We start from the raw sequence: 15,193 nt of genomic DNA, 5'->3' as shown, positions 1-15,193 counted from the left end.
GACTGCTGGACTGCCACAATGTGACTCAGAACGGATGCCGCCAAACCCGCGCGTTGGGCTCCTGGGCGAACCCAGAAGCCCAACGCGCGATCTAGCTTGCTACTTACTAACGGACCACTCCCAGAAGTTCCAGAACGGACCGGTCTGGTTACCCATGTACTCCACACCGCTCACGCGCTTGGCGACACCAAACACGCCGGGCAGCTGGAACAGCGGCAGTCCGTAGGCATCCGTGAACATCTGCTTGTCCATGCGCTTTTCAATTGCGATCAGTTCATCGGGGTCCAGGGTCGTCTGGGTCAGGATGGCGTCATCGTTGGTGCCCTCGTACTGGTTGTAGTTTCCACCGCCGTCGGTCGAGAAAATCTGTGCGATGCCGGTAGAGCCGACGCCGGGGCTGATCCAGCCGAAGATGGAGGCGTCATAGTCACCGCCCTCGAGCAGGGAACTCCAGTCGGGTGAACCCGCATCGACAACCGTGATCCCAGCCTTGGCGGCTGATTCCTGAATGGCCTGGAACTCATCGACCCGGTTGGGGTTGTTGGTGTTGTAAAGAATGCGCACCGAGGGGGTGGCACCGGCGAGAAGCTCCTTCGCGCCCTCAATGTCAACCTCGTCATAAGCGCTCGAGCCATTGTTGGCCACCGAATCGTCATAGGGCTCGTTGGCCGGAACCCAGATTTGCGAGTTCAGCACCTTGGCGTCGGCGTTGACCGGCGTCACGATGGAGTCGAGGATCTGCTGGCGCGGGACCGTTTTGAGGAATGCTTGGCGCACCTTGATGTCGGCGAAGACCGGCTGGTCGAAACGCAGGTCGAGGTGGTCATAAGAGACCTGGTCGCCGGTGAGGACGTCGGCACCGGTGTTCTCAAGGGCGGTCAGCGTGTCAGCGGATGCCTGCGGGTTGATGATGTCGACTTCACCGTTCTGCAATGCCGTCACCTGGGCGTTCGCGTCAGGAATGACGCGCAAGATCAGCTTGTCGATCTTCGGCAGCATCCCACCGACATAGAACTCGTTGCGCTCCATCGTGAACGACTGGCCGGGGGTCCAGCCCGTCGGCACCAGGGGACCGCTCGACACGAGGAGGTCGGGGTCGGTCGGGAACGCGGTCACATCGTAGCCAGTGTTCACGAAGTCAGCCGCGGCCTTCAACGTGGCGTTGGGGTCGACCGGGGACGCCGGGTCGCCCTTGGGAAGGCCCTTGAGCAGTTCGGTCAGTTCGGTGGCCGAGCCGAGCCCGGCCTTCTTGGCCACAATGTGGGCGGGTTGGGCGATCGGGTTGACCAGCTCCCAGTCGACGTAGGGAGTGTCGTAGACCAGGGTCATCGAAAGGTTATCCTCGCTGACCTCGGGGAATGCCGTGGTGTCGAGGCCGGCGGTGCTGGCAGCGATCTCAAAATACGTGGTGCCGGTGGCGACTTCTCCGGTGGCGTCATCGACGGTCGAGTCGTTGTAGTAGCCGGCACCGATAGCCCAGGCGAGCACCATATCATCGGCGGTCACGGGCTCTCCGTCTGACCACTTGTTCTCAGGATTCAGCGTGTACGTGACCGTCTGCGGGTCGTCACTGGTCTTCTCAAAGGTGCCGAACTTCTCTTCGCGCACGATTTTAAAGTCTTTATCAATGTAAGAGAAGGCGGAGCCGTAGTTGCCCATGAGGTAACCGACCTGGCCGTTGGTGTCAAGGTTGGACTGCGGGGTCTGGTTATTGAACGATGTGAAGTCGTTGACCACCGCGACCGTGACGGTACCGCCGCTAGCCGCGGCATCCGTGTTGGTGTCGGTGCTGCCGGTAGTAGTGCAGGCGGTCAAGACGAGGGCAGATACACCGAGAACGGCGACCCCGATGAGCTTTTTCCTGAACAGTTTTCCTCTAATGGACAAGATTCCTCCTGGGCGAAGTTATCGTCGACCACGGCGCTGCGGCCGCGGGTCGAGCGCGGTTAGCTACGACCATAGAGAGGATTTCGAAACTTTGCCAAAGAAATAACCGAACCGTTATGAAATAGCTCCATTCTTTTTCGTTCCGGGCGCGCATTATGCACAAATGATGCGTCTGCGCCGTGAGGTCGCGGCGTTTCGTTCGTTTGGAGATGCCCAACCGTGGGATGCCGTGCGCGGGAGTCGGTACAACAAACAGGCCCTACCGGAACAATTACCGGTCGGGCCTGTTTGCAGAGAGCGTTCGGCTACCGCCCGAACTCGAAGTTTGCTCCGGGGATTGCCGCCAGCAGTTCCTGCGTGTACACCTCACGCGGGTTGTCAAACACGTCGTCGGTCGACGCTGCCTCGACGATGCGGCCCTTCTGCATGACACAGACATTGTCGGCGACCAGTCGCACCACCGCGAGGTCATGGGTGATGAACAGGTAGGTCAGGCCGAGCTCCGTCTGCAGCTCGGTAAGCAGGTTCAAAATTTGACCCTGCACGAGCACATCGAGCGCAGATACAGCCTCGTCGAGCACGAGCACGTCCGGCTTGAGCGCCAAGGCGCGGGCAATCGCGATGCGTTGGCGCTGACCACCGGAGAGTTCGCTCGGGTAACGAAACTGCGTCGCAGCCGGCAGCGACACCTGGTCGAGCAGTTCCAGCACGCGCTTCTGCCGCTCTTTCTTGGTGCCCACTTTGTGCGCGAGCAGCGGCTCAGCGATGGTGTTCCCCACGTTGTACTGCGGGTCGAGCGAACCGTACGGGTCCTGGAACACGGGCTGCACGCGGCGGCGGAAGTTCAGCAGCTCCTTGCCTTTCAACCCGGCAACGTCGCGCCCCTCGAATTCAATCCGCCCGCTGGTGAGGCTCTCCAGCTGCAGAATGAGCTTGGCCACGGTGGACTTGCCCGACCCGGACTCCCCCACGATCGCCGTGGTGGTGCCCTTCTTGACCCCGAACGACACCTCGTTCACGGCGAGCAGCTCGTCGAAACGCAGCCCGGACTTACGGATGCGGTACATCTTGGTGATGCCCTCGACCGAGATGAGGTCTTTGCCCGACGCTGCCAGTTCACGGTCGGTGGCGCGCCGAATCAACGCGGTGTCCGTTCCGCCGGCCGAGAAGATTTCGGTCGCCGGGGTATCCTCATTCTTCTTCGCCTGAATGCGACGCGAGGCGAGGCTCGGAGCGGCCGCCACCAGACGCTGGGTGTACGGGTGCTGCGGGTTGGCGAGGATCTCCTGCGACGGCCCGGACTCGACGATCTTGCCCTTGTACATGACCACGAGCTGTTCGGCCCGCTCGGCCGCGAGGCCGAGGTCGTGGGTGATGAACAGAACGCTCGTGCCGTAGTCCCGGGTGAGGGTGGCGAGGTGGTCGAGGATCTGGCGCTGCACGGTGACATCGAGCGCACTGGTCGGCTCGTCGGCGATGAGCAGTTTCGGCCGAGCCGACAGCCCAATGCCGATGAGCACACGCTGACGCATGCCGCCGGAGAATTGGTGCGGATACTGCTTGAGACGGTCGGCGGCATCAGCCAGACCCGCCTCCTGCAGCACTTCAATGGTGCGCGCCTTCAGTGGCTTGCCGCGTAGGCCGCTGTTGGCCTTGATCGCTTCGGACACCTGAAAGCCGATGTTCCACACCGGGTTGAGGTTGCTCATCGGGTCCTGCGGAACGTAGCCGATCTCGCGGCCGCGCACGATTTGCATCTCGGTGGCCTTCAGGGTGGTCAGGTCGCGACCCTCGAACAGGATCTGCCCGCCGGTCACCTGGCCGGTGCCGGCCAGCAGCTTGATGATCGCCTGCGCCGTCGTGGTCTTGCCCGAACCGGACTCCCCCACGATCGCGAGGGTCTGACCGGGGTAAAGCGTGAAGCTGACGCCACGCACGGCGGGCACGATGCCGCGCTGAGTGCGGAAGCCGACCTCGAGATCACGGATCTCCAGGAGCGGTTCGGAGTCGGCGGAAGGAGTCTGGTTCACGGTTTCGGTCACTAACTGGGTCATCGGCGTGCCCTCGCCTGGGGGTCGAGCGCGTCGCGGAGCACGTCACCGAGCATGAGGAACGCCAGCACGGTCAGGGAGAGCGCAATCGAGGGATACAGCAGCACCTGCGGGCTCGTGCGAATGGATGTCTGCGCTTCGCCAATATCGCGTCCCCACGACATTGTGCCCGGCCCGAGGCCGATACCGAGGAACGAGAGCGTGGCTTCGGCAACGATGAACGTGCCGAGGGAGACCGTCGCGATGACGATCACGGGGGCGATGGCGTTGGGAACCACGTGGCGCACCAGAATCTTGAACTTGGACACGCCGAGTGCCACCGACGCCACCACGTAGTCCGAGTTTCGCGCGGTCAGCACGGCGCCGCGCATGATGCGGGCGACCTGCGGCCAGGCGAAGATCGAGATGACGAGCGCGATGACCACCGGGGTGCGGTCGGGCAGCACCGAGAGCAGCACGATGGCGCCGAGCACGGTCGGAACGGCGAAGAAGATGTCGCCGATGCGCGAGACGACGGCGTCGAGGAAACCGCCGTAGTAGCCGGCGAGGGCACCGACGATGAGGCCGAACAGAGTCACGATCGCCGCAGCCAACATGCCGACGGTTACCGAGGCGCTGGTGCCGAAGATGATTCGGGCATAGACGTCGCAGCCCTGGAAGGTGAAGCCGAGCGGATGCCCCGACTGCGGCGCCCCGTTGCTGTCCGACAGCTGGCACTGGGTCGGCGACACCGACGAGAACCATCCGGGAACCAGCGCCACCAAGACGATGAGCAGGATGAGTCCGGAGGAAATCCAGAAGGCGGGCCGACGACGCATCGCGTCCCAGGCATCCGCCCAGGTGCTGCGCGCTTTCGCGGTCTCGTCGAGGTGGTCGATGGCCACGAGCGGGGTGTCTTCGAGCGCTGCAACAAAATGCGGCTGCGCGCCCTGGTTCTTACTTGGCATAACGGATCCTTGGGTCCAGAGCTGCGTACAGCAGATCGACGAGCAGGTTGGCGAGCACGAAGATCACCACCATGACGGCGATGAACGACACCACGGTCGGTCCTTCGCCGAGGCGAATGGCCTTGAAGACGGTTCCACCGACCCCGTTGATATTGAAGATTCCCTCGGTGACGATGGCACCGACCATGAGCGAGCCGATGTCGACACCGAGAAAGGTGATCACTGGTACGAGCGAGTTGCGCAGCACGTGCACGGTCACGACGCGGGGGCGGGACAACCCCTTCGCTGTGGCGGTGCGCACAAAGTCGGCGTTGAGGTTGTCCGACACGCTGGCCCGGGTGAGGCGCACAATATAGGCAAACGAAACGGATGCCAGCACCAGCGCTGGCAAAATCAGTTCGTCAAGCGGTGCTGCTCCACTGACTGTGGTGCGGGCCCAGCCCAGTTGCACGCCGAAGACGAACTGCAGCACGAAGCCGATCACGAAGGTCGGCACGCTGATCAGCAGCAGGCTCACGACGAGGGCGCTGGCATCGAAAAGCTTGCCCTTGCGGAGCCCGGCAATGAGGCCGACGAGGATGCCGAAGAAGGCTTCGAAGGCGAGAGCGAGCATGGCCAGTCGGGCCGTGATCGGGAATGCGGAGGCCATCACGTCGGAGACGGAGCGACCGGAATAGGTCGTTCCGAGGTCACCTTGGAAGAAGTTTCCAATGTAGAGCAGGTATTGCACGAAGAACGGCTTGTCGAGGTTGTACTCGGCGCGAATTTGGGCCAGGACGGCGGGCGACGGTGGGCGGTCACCATACAGTGCCGCGATGGGGTCTCCGGGCAGAGAGAACACCATGAAGTAGATCAAAAATGTGGCGCCGAAGAACACGGGGATCATCTGGAGCAGACGCTTGCCGGTGTACCAGAGCATCAGTTATCCACGGGAGATGTCGGGTGCATAGATAGTTCACAATCACTAAGTGGAACCCGAGAGGCCCGGAGTATGACCCCGGGCCTCTCGTAACGACGTACTAGGAACGAACGATTAGTTCTTGGTGATCGCGTAGTAAAGCGGCACAGAATCCCAGCCGTAGTCGACGTTGCTCACGTTGTCAGACCAGACGCCGGAGGTGTTCTGGTACCAGAGTGGGATGGTCGGGAGGTCCTGCAGCAGGACTTCCTGAGCCTCGACGTACTTGGCGGTGGCTTCTTCAACGCTGGACGCCGCGGCGCCCTCGGTGAGGAGCGTGTCGAACTCTTCGCTGCTGTAGCCCTCATAGTTCGAGCCGGCACCGGTCTGATACAGCGGCGCGAGAAAGTTGTACAGCGAGGGGTAATCGGCCAGCCAGCCGGCGCGAGTACCACCGGTCAGCGTCGAAGCTTCGCGGTCATCGAGTGAGGCTGCAAAGGTCGGGTACGGCTTGCCGACTGCGTCGATGCCGAGGGTGTTCTTGACGCTGTTGACGACGGCGTCGACCCAGACCTGGTGCGGTCCATCCGCGTTGTAGGCGATGTCGAAAGTGCCGGTGTACGGCGAGATGGCATCGGCCTCGGCCCAGAGCGCGACGGCCTCTTCCGGGTTGTACTCGAGTACTTCGGAACCCTTGAGGGAATCGGAGTAGCCGTCGATGACCGGGGAGGTAAAGTCGGTGGCCGGGGTGCGGGTGCCCTGGAAGACGACGTCGGTGATCTCGGCGCGGTCGATGGCCATGGAGACGGCGGCGCGACGCAGCTTACCCTCGTCGCCGGACCAGTGCTCGAGGTAGTACGGCATGTTGAACGCCTGGAAAACCGCGGCCGGCTCGTTCACGAACGTGTCCGGAAAATCGGATTCGTAGCTCGCCAGGGCGGATTCTGGGATCTGGTCGAGCACGTCGAGGTCGCCGCCCTGCACGGCCGCGTATGCGGCATCGAAGGATGCGTAAAAGACGATGGTCAATCCGTCGTTCTTCGGGGTGCGCACACCCGCGTAGTCCGGGTTGGTGACGAGCTCAATCTGCACGTCGTGCTGCCAGGCGTCTGCGCCGGCGAGCTCGTACGGGCCGTTGCCGATCGGGTTTTGACCGAAGGCATCCATGTCTTCGAAGGCCACTGCCGGCAGCGGCGAGTACGCCGAATATCCGAGGCGAAGCGGCCAGTCGGCTTCTGCGCCGGAGAGCTGAACGGTGAACGTCGTGTCGTCAACAACCGTCAAGCCGGACATGGTTTCGGCCAGCGGGTCGGGCAGTTGGATCACCGCACCGGTAGCGTCGACCGCTCCGGTGGGATCATCCTTCGTGTTGGCGACGTCGGAGTAGCCGACGATGTTGTCGAAAAAGTAGGAGGACCCCTGCGCGTTGGTAACCAACGCGCCGTAGTTCCACGCATCAACGAAGGACGAAGCAGTGACGGGCTCGTCGTTGCTGAACGTCCAGCCGTCGTTCAGCGTGACGGTCCACGTGGTGGCGTCGTCGGACTCGATCGACTCGGCAACTTCATTCTCAATTGCGCCGGCCGCCGAGTAGGAGACCAGACCGGCAAAGATGGAGGTGATGATCTTTCCACCGCCCGCTTCGGTGGTGTTGGTCGGGATCAATGACATCTGCGGTTCGGAGCCGTTCGCGATGATGATCGCACTGCCTTCAGCGGATTTCTCTCCGCCACCCGCGCAACCCGAGAGCACGAGGGCTCCGGTAGACGCGAGAGCGATGGCAACAATGCCCATTCTCCTGATTTTCAATTTTTGCTCCAATGCACAAAAGGGCGCCTGACACAGCTCTTGACCGTGTCATGCGCCAGTAGAGTCAACCTAATTTTGGCCGCGAAAGCACCGACTCAAGACTGGGGGGGGTTGTTACGACCCTAGTTTGTTACTTATCCAGATTGGGCAATACGGTGAAAAATGTTACAGACGCGCAATCTATCTGACAACTATTGAGCGTCACACACTGTCATTTTGCACATATGTTGCGGGGCGGGTTTCGAACGGATGCTTCCCCCGCGATCGCGACGCGAGCGTCTGCGGATGCCGGGGTGGCAGGATAGGGCCATGCCGCCAGCATCCGCCCCGCACCGTTCCCGGCTCGGTAATTCACCGTTGTATTGGGAGATCGGCATAGTGCTCGCGCTGTCGCTCGGGGCGTCGGCCGTTTACTCGATCGTGTCGATCGTGGCCCGGCTGACCGATGTAACTCCGCTCGCCGACCAGTCAGCGACGATCAACGGCTCGCAGTCGCCGCGGGAGTGGCTCGACTTCACCTACCAGTTTCTCGGCATCGCGTTCGGTCTCGCAGCGGTAGCGCTGGTGCTGTTTCTGCTCTGGAAGCCCGGGCAGAACCCGTTCACCCGGCTCGGCTTCGACCTGACCCGGCCAGGTAAGGACGCACTCGGCGGGTTCGGGCTGCTGCTCGTGATCGGTATTCCGGGGCTCGCGCTCTACCTGGCCGGGCGCGCCTTCGGCTTCACCGTGGCCGTCGTGCCCTCACCGCTCGACACGTTCTGGTGGACCATCCCCATTCTCGTGTTCGCCGCACTGAAGGCGGCGCTGGTCGAGGAGATCATCGTGGTCGGCTACCTGTTCACCCGGCTGCGTGAGCTCGGCTGGTCGACCTGGACGATCATTCTGAGCTCAGCCGTGCTGCGTGGCAGCTACCACCTGTACCAGGGCGTCGGACCGTTCTTCGGCAACGTGGCCATGGGAGTCGTGTTCGGCTGGTGCTACACCCGCTGGGGGCGCACCATGCCGCTCGTGGTGACGCACTGGCTGCTCGACATTCTCTCGTTTGTCGGCTACCCCCTCGCGCTGGCCTGGTGGCCGGGACTGCTCGCCCCGGCCAGCTGACCCGGCTCGAGCTGTCCCGCGCGCACGACCGCACACGGCACGAAGTGAGCGCGCCCGGTTTGGGTAGCCGCTACGGCGATTACCGTAGCGGCTACCCAAACCGGGCGCGGTCACGTTCAAGCCTCCTCCGCGAGGCCTCGGGGGCGGTGGCGGCTCGCCCCTACTCGAAGGCCTCGGGCGGCGGGCAGGCACAGACCAGGTTGCGGTCGCCGTAGGCGTTGTCGATGCGACGCACCGGCGGCCAGTACTTGTTGCGCACGAGTGAGGTGAGCGGATACACCGCCGTTGCCCGGTCGTACGGGTGCTCCCACTCCCCTTCGATCACAGACTGCGCGGTGTGCGGCGCGTTGTGCAGGGGGTTGTCGTCGGCGGGCCAGCGGCCGGCGGCGACGGCATCCGCTTCAGCCTTGATCGCGATCATGGCGTCGATGAAGCGGTCGATTTCGCCGAGGTCTTCGCTCTCGGTGGGCTCGACCATGAGCGTGCCGGCCACCGGAAAGCTCATGGTCGGCGAGTGGAAGCCATAGTCGACGAGGCGTTTGGCCACGTCGTCCACGCTGATCCCCGTGGCCGCGGTGAGCGGGCGCAGGTCGAGGATGCACTCGTGGGCGACCAGGCCGTTTTCGCCGGAATAGAGCAGCGGGTAGCTGTTCTCAAGGCGCTTGGCGACGTAATTGGCGGCGAGCACGGCGGCGCCGGTGGCCTGCTTGAGGCCGTCGATGCCCATCATGCGCACATACGCCCAGGAGATGGGCAGGATGCTCGGGCTGCCGTAGGGCGCGGCCGAGACCGGTCCGCCGGCGTGCACGACGGTGGCCGAGGCTCCCCCGCTGCCGAGCAGGTAATGCTCGTCACTCTGGGCAAGCGGATGCCCCGGCAGAAACGCCGCGAGATGCGCCTTGGCCGCAACCGGGCCGACACCGGGCCCACCGCCGCCGTGCGGGATGCAGAAGGTCTTGTGCAGGTTCAGGTGCGAGACGTCGCCGCCGAAATCGCCGTACCGGGCGAACCCGAGCAGGGCGTTGAGGTTGGCGCCGTCGACATAAACCTGGCCACCGGCCGCGTGCACGGCCGCACAAATGGTGGCGACCTCGTGCTCGTAGACCCCGTGGGTGGACGGGTAGGTGATCATGAGCGCGGCCAGATCGGCGGCGTGCTCGGCAATCTTGGCGTGCAGGTCGGTCAGATCAACGTTGCCGAGCTCGTCGCAGGCCACGACCACGACACGCATGCCGGCCAGGGCAGCGGATGCCGCGTTGGTGCCGTGCGCGCTCGACGGGATCAGGCAGACCGTGCGGGCACTCTCCCCATTGGACTGGTGGTAGCCACGAATGGCGAGCAGCCCGGCCAGTTCGCCCTGGCTGCCGGCGTTCGGCTGGAGTGACACAGAATCGTAACCGGTGACATCCGTGAGCCAGGTTTCGAGCTGGCGCACCAGGTGCAGGTAGCCCTCGACGTCGGCGCGCGGTGCGAATGGGTGGATTCCCGCGAATTCGGGCCAGCTGACGGCCTCCATCTCGCTCGCCGCGTTGAGCTTCATGGTGCAGGAGCCGAGCGGGATCATGCCGCGGTCGAGCGCATAATCGTAGTCGGCGAGGCGCTTGAGGTAACGCATCATGCTGGTCTCGGAGCGGTGCGTGTTGAACACCGGGTGGGTGAGGAAATCGCTGGTGCGATCGAGATCGGTCGGCAGCCCGTGCTGCACGGCGTCGAAGTCGACGTGGCCGAATGCCGAGCGGCCGCCGAACGCTCCGACGATATAAGAGAGGTCGGCAAGCGTGGTGGTCTCATCCACCGACACGCTGATGATGTTCTCATCGACCTGGTGCAGGTTGTAGCCGCTCGCGGCTGCCTTCGCGACGACCTCGGCGGCGCCCGCCGGCACGTTGATCTGGAACGTGTCAAAGAACACGTCGGTGAGCACGTCGACGTCGATCGCACGTAGGGCGGCGACGAGGGCACCGGCTCGCTCGTGCACCCGGGTGGCGATCGTTTTCAGGCCCTCGGGCCCGTGATAGACGGCATACATGCCGGCCATGACGGCGAGCAGCACCTGGGCGGTGCAGATGTTCGAGGTGGCCTTGTCGCGGCGAATGTGTTGTTCGCGTACCTGCAGGGCGAGGCGGTAGGCGGGGTGGCCGGTGGCGTCCACGCTCACTCCCACCAGGCGGCCGGGCAGCTGGCGTTCGAGTCCCTTGCGCACGGCCATGTAGCCGGCGTGCGGTCCGCCGAAGCCCATCGGCACGCCGAAGCGCTGGCTGGTTCCGACGGCGACGTCGGCGCCGAGGTCGCCGGGCGACTTCAGCAGGGTGAGCGCGAGCAGGTCAGCGGCCACAACGGCGAGCGCCTTGTGTTCGTGCGCCAGGTCGATGACGGTCTGCGGGTTCCAGATGCGACCGGAGCCGGACGGGTACTGCACGAAGACACCGAAATAGTCGCCGAGATCCTCGGCCGTGGTCTGCTCGCTGAGCGCGATCTGGGCGAGCTCGATGCCGAGTGCGGCGGCGCGATTGGCGAGCAGCGCGTGGGTCTGGGGAAAGGCATCCGTGTCAACGATGAAGCGGCGCGAGCCCGACTTGGACGCGCGCAGGGCGAGCAGCATGCCCTCGACGACGGCCGTTGACTCGTCGAGCATCGACGCGTTGGCCGTGGTCAGCCCGGTGAGGTCGGCGATCATGGTCTGAAAATTGATCAGGGCCTCGAGCCGGCCCTGCGAGATTTCCGGCTGGTACGGCGTGTAGGCGGTGTACCAGCTGGGGTTTTCGAACACGTTGCGCTTGATCACGGCGGGCGTGAACGTATCGTAGTAGCCCTGGCCGATCATCGAGCGTTTGACCGTGTTGCGGCCGGCGAGGGCGCGCAACTCCGCGACGGCCTCGCTCTCGGTTGCCGCGGGCGGCAGGGCACTGTCGCCGTCCTGCCGAAACAGGTCGGCGTGGATCGATGCCGGCATGGCGGCGGAGACGAGGTGTTCCACCGAGTCGTAGCCGAGCGTGGCGAGCATGTGGGACTGGGCGTCGGCATCCGTTCCGATGTGACGCTGAGTGAAAGCCTGGCTCATAGTGCGTCTACTCCCCGATCAGGGCGGAATACTCGGCAAAGCTGAGCAGCGTGGGAAGAGTCTCGAATTCGACCTTGATCAGCCAGCCCGCGCCAAAGGGGTCGCTGTTGACCAGTTCGGGGCTGTCCACGACGGCGTCGTTGGTTTCTGTGACGGTGCCGTTGACCGGAGCGAACAGTTCACCGACCGACTTGGTCGATTCGATTTCGCCGACGACCGTGCCGCTGGCGACGGTGCTGCCGACGCCCGGCAGTTCGACGAAAACGACGTCACCGAGCTTTTCGGCGGCATACGCGGTGATGCCGACGGTCGCGACGCTGCCGTCGACTAAAACCCATTCGTGCTCGGCGGTGTATTTAAGTTCGGACGGCTGACGCGAAGATGTGTCTGTCATGGGGTTGCCTTTCGCAGGGTGAGGGTCTACTTGACGCGCTTATAGAAGGGGAGCGAGGTGACGGTCGCCGGAATGCGGGTACCCCGCACGTCGACGTAGACCTCGGTGCCGAGACGGGCGAGGTCGGGGCTGACGTAGGCCATGGCGATCGGGTAACCGAGGGTCGGCGACAGGGCACCACTGGTGATGACGCCGTCGGCGTTTTCCGCGTCGACGCTACGGAAGATCTCGTAGTCCGCGCGTCCGGCACGCTTGCCAGCGGCAATCAGACCGACCAAAACGGATGCCCCAGCCTCCGGCCCCGCAACGCTGGCCGCTCGGCCGACGAAGTCGTTCTCCTTCTTCAGGTTGACGACGCGGCCGAGTCCGGCCTGGGCCGGGAAGGTGTTGAGGGTCAATTCGTGACCATAGAGGGGCATGCCAGCCTCGAGGCGGAGGGTATCGCGGCTGGCCAGCCCCGCCGGCACCAGGCCTCGGTCGGTGCCGGCGACCACGAGTGCGTCCCAGAGTTCACGGGCCTGGTCGGCCGCGAGGTAGAGCTCGAAACCGTCTTCACCGGTGTACCCGGTGCGGGCGACCAGCAGCGGCTGGCCACGGAAGAAGGCATCCGTGATGCGGTAATACTTCATGAACAGCAGGTCGGTGCCGACGTCGGTGATGCCGCCGGTGGCGCGCAGAATGGCGAGGGCGTTCGGGCCCTGCACGGCGATCAGGGCGTAGTCGTCGCTCTGGTCGACGACGCTCACGTCGAAGCCTTCGGCACGGGCGAGCAACGCGTCGAACGCGGCGAATCGGTTGCCGGCGTTGGCCACAACCAGAAACTTGCTTCCGTCGAGACGGTAGACGACGAGATCGTCGATGATGCCGCCGTTCTCGGCCAGCAGCAGGCTGTACTTGGCCTGCCAGAGTTCGACACCGGACAGTTCGCCGGCCAGCGCGTAGTCGAGGTAGGCGGCGGCATCCGTGCCTTCGACCAGAATTTCGGCCATGTGGGACAGGTCGAACAGGCCGGCCGCGTTGCGCACGGCGTGGTGCTCGGCGAGATCGCTGGAGTAGCGCACCGGCATCTGCCAGCCGGCGAAGTCGGTGAAGCTGGCACCGGCATCGACGTGCGCCTGGTGCAGCGGGGAGAATCGTTCGGTTGCGGGGGTGCTGGAATCAGCCGTGGTCATGAGTTCTCCGGGTCACAGGATGGTGTGTACGGCTCGTTTGAGCCGCGTGGGAACTCCCCCTCTGTCGCTCGTGCCTGAGAGCTTCACCAGCGCACGGGCGCTGACTTTCACCGTGGGCGAGATTGTCGGGCACGCACAATCTACTTTTCAGAGTGGCCAGTTCGATGCGGTACGAGTACCTGAGAGATTGTCGGGGAGGATTGCTCCTTCGGTGTTCGCACGCTGTCGCGCCGAACTCTCCCGCACCGTCCATATAGCCCGATATTCAGTTGTGGTAGCGCTCAGCCTAGCCCCACACTCCGCTGCTTCCGCGTCGATGGCTGTCCAGCAGGTGCGTATCGATCATGCCGATCGCCTCCATCAGGGCGAACATCGTGGTCGGTCCGACGAAGACGAAGCCGACCTTCTTGAGGGCTTTCGCGAGCGAAACGGATGCCTCGGAGCTGGTCGGCACGTCGGCCTGCGTTCGCGGCTGCGGGGTTTCGTTCGGCTGGAACCCCCAGACGAAGTCGACCAGTCCGCCCTGCTCGCGCAGCGCGACGGTGGCCTGGGCGTTGGTGATCGTCGCGCGAATCTTGAGGCGGTTGCGTACGATCGCCGCGTCGCTCAGCAGGCGTTCGACGTCGTCCTCGTCGAAGGCAGCGACCCGGTCGGGGTCGAAGTCGGCGAATGCCGCACGAAAACCGGGGCGCTTGCGCAGAATGATCGCCCAGGACAGCCCGGATTGGAACGCCTCGAGGCTGAGGCGCTCGAACAGGGCGTGTTCAAAGCGCACCGGAATACCCCACTCGGTGTCGTAGTAGTCGCGGAGCATCGGGTCGACCGCAGCCCACCGGGGTCGGGCGAGGCCGTCGGGACCGACGATGGCGCCGGAGGCTGGTGGGATTTCTGTCATCCAGTCCATTAGAACACCGCTCGCCACAGGCGGCGGCCGAGGTGAGCGAGAGGACTAAAATCGTAGCCAGAGCCAAGGAGACGTCTTCAATGCGCTCGGCAATCAGAGTGCGAGCCTGGAGTGGCTGCACACCCTGAGTCCGTACTTCTGGGCGTTCGGTGACAGCCCGCTGAGCACCGGGGAGAACGTGACGACGATCGTCGTGTTCTACGCCGTCTCGCTCCTACTGGCGGCGGCGGCCATCGCCCTGCGCCAACGCGACATCGACGTGTGAATCACTAGGCCCAGGTCGCGGCCGCGGCCTGGGTCAGCTCGATGATGTTGTCGAGCAGTGCTTCCATGGTGGGCGAGCGCAGCAGCACGATCTGATCGAGCGGTCCGACCGGGGCGATCGCGGCCAGCTGCCAGGCGGCGGCGGTCGGGTCGTGCGAGAGCGCGACATCGGGCGACCACTCCTGGTCGCTGAACTCGCTCGCGAGTGACAGGGTGCGGCGCACAAGTTGCTCGGCCTGTTCGCGGCGCGGCAGCAGCGCATCGTCCCATTCCAGGTCGGGCAGTGCACGAACCGTCGCGAGCGGATGCGGGTCCTCCGGCATCCACTCGGTCACCTCGATTCTGCGCTCACCCTGCACCACCAGCCCGAGGTAACCCTCGGGGGCTTCGAGCTGAGTAACCCGGGCGACGGTGCCGACGCTGAACCGACGTTCGCCGCCGCCCACTTCCTGGCCGCGTTCGATCAGCACGATGCCGAATTCGGCCGGCTCGGCATCGAGCACCCGGGCCAGCATCACGAGGTAGCGTTCCTCGAACACGCGCAGTTGCAGCGGCATATAGGGGAACAGCACGGATCCCAGAGGGAACATCGGCAGGGTCGTCATACACCCAGCGAACCACGTTGACGCCGCCGCGCCTAGCCCCAGGCACGTGTTTGCGGTGAACACTCGTTGGGTGCAGCGGTGGGACATCCGTGCGTGCAGC

Annotated in this window: 11 protein-coding genes and 1 riboswitch; of the genes, 1 reads left to right on the top strand and 10 read right to left on the bottom strand. The window is 64.2% G+C overall.

The features are described from left to right. Positions 1–99: 99 nt before the first annotated feature. The 5 genes from E3T31_RS03095 to E3T31_RS03075 all read right to left on the bottom strand — a co-directional run bounded on the left by E3T31_RS03095 (position 100) and on the right by E3T31_RS03075 (position 7,577). Positions 100–1,887, bottom strand: coding sequence for an ABC transporter family substrate-binding protein (locus E3T31_RS03095; protein WP_134467420.1), 1,788 nt, complete (start codon positions 1,885–1,887; stop codon positions 100–102). Positions 1,888–2,192: 305 nt separating this feature from the next. Continuing rightward, positions 2,193–3,941, bottom strand: coding sequence for an ABC transporter ATP-binding protein (locus E3T31_RS03090; RefSeq protein ID WP_134467419.1), 1,749 nt, complete (start codon positions 3,939–3,941; stop codon positions 2,193–2,195). Further along, positions 3,938–4,885, bottom strand: coding sequence for an ABC transporter permease (locus E3T31_RS03085; protein ID WP_134467418.1), 948 nt, complete (start codon positions 4,883–4,885; stop codon positions 3,938–3,940). Before E3T31_RS03085 ends, E3T31_RS03090 begins: the two co-directional genes overlap by 4 nt. Beyond that, a complete protein-coding gene (locus E3T31_RS03080) occupies positions 4,875–5,804 on the bottom strand; it encodes an ABC transporter permease (RefSeq protein ID WP_134467417.1) in 930 nt (309 codons plus the stop codon). The genes E3T31_RS03085 and E3T31_RS03080 overlap by 11 nt, the downstream gene beginning before the upstream one ends. 114 nt (positions 5,805–5,918) lie before the next feature. Then, positions 5,919–7,577 carry an ABC transporter substrate-binding protein gene (locus tag E3T31_RS03075; protein WP_134467416.1) on the bottom strand — a complete coding sequence of 553 codons (1,659 nt, stop codon included), beginning with the start codon at positions 7,575–7,577 and terminating at the stop codon, positions 5,919–5,921. A 324-nt stretch (positions 7,578–7,901) separates the two neighbouring features. On the opposite strand from E3T31_RS03075, the gene E3T31_RS03070 reads away from it, so the two are divergent. Further along, positions 7,902–8,693, top strand: a complete 792-nt coding sequence (locus E3T31_RS03070) for a CPBP family intramembrane glutamic endopeptidase (protein ID WP_134467415.1) — start codon at positions 7,902–7,904, stop codon at positions 8,691–8,693. A gap of 160 nt (positions 8,694–8,853) precedes the next feature. Here the strand turns inward: E3T31_RS03070 and gcvP are convergent, their stop codons facing one another. From gcvP to E3T31_RS03045, 5 genes are all read right to left on the bottom strand, one after another. After that, a complete protein-coding gene (gene gcvP, locus E3T31_RS03065) occupies positions 8,854–11,754 on the bottom strand; it encodes an aminomethyl-transferring glycine dehydrogenase (RefSeq protein WP_134467414.1) in 2,901 nt (966 codons plus the stop codon). Between the two features lie 7 nt (positions 11,755–11,761). Continuing rightward, positions 11,762–12,148, bottom strand: coding sequence for a glycine cleavage system protein GcvH (gene gcvH / locus E3T31_RS03060; RefSeq protein ID WP_134467413.1), 387 nt, complete (start codon positions 12,146–12,148; stop codon positions 11,762–11,764). 26 nt (positions 12,149–12,174) lie between these two features. After that, positions 12,175–13,320, bottom strand: coding sequence for a glycine cleavage system aminomethyltransferase GcvT (gcvT, locus tag E3T31_RS03055; protein ID WP_134467412.1), 1,146 nt, complete (start codon positions 13,318–13,320; stop codon positions 12,175–12,177). Positions 13,321–13,477: 157 nt separating this feature from the next. Beyond that, positions 13,478–13,573, bottom strand: a riboswitch (glycine riboswitch). A gap of 33 nt (positions 13,574–13,606) precedes the next feature. Further along, the gene (locus tag E3T31_RS03050) at positions 13,607–14,215 is read right to left on the bottom strand and encodes a DNA-3-methyladenine glycosylase I (protein ID WP_134467411.1); all 609 of its coding nucleotides are present in this window, start codon (positions 14,213–14,215) and stop codon (positions 13,607–13,609) included. 278 nt (positions 14,216–14,493) lie between these two features. After that, complete coding sequence (locus tag E3T31_RS03045) at positions 14,494–15,093, bottom strand: LON peptidase substrate-binding domain-containing protein (RefSeq protein WP_092450307.1); 600 nt, start codon at positions 15,091–15,093, stop codon at positions 14,494–14,496. Between the last annotated feature and the right edge of the window lie 100 nt (positions 15,094–15,193).

Source organism: Cryobacterium sp. TMS1-13-1, from assembly GCF_004403125.1.
Classification (GTDB): domain Bacteria; phylum Actinomycetota; class Actinomycetes; order Actinomycetales; family Microbacteriaceae; genus Cryobacterium; species Cryobacterium levicorallinum.
Note: the sequence above shows the minus strand (reverse complement) of the source record. Positions and strands in the feature narration are given on the sequence as shown.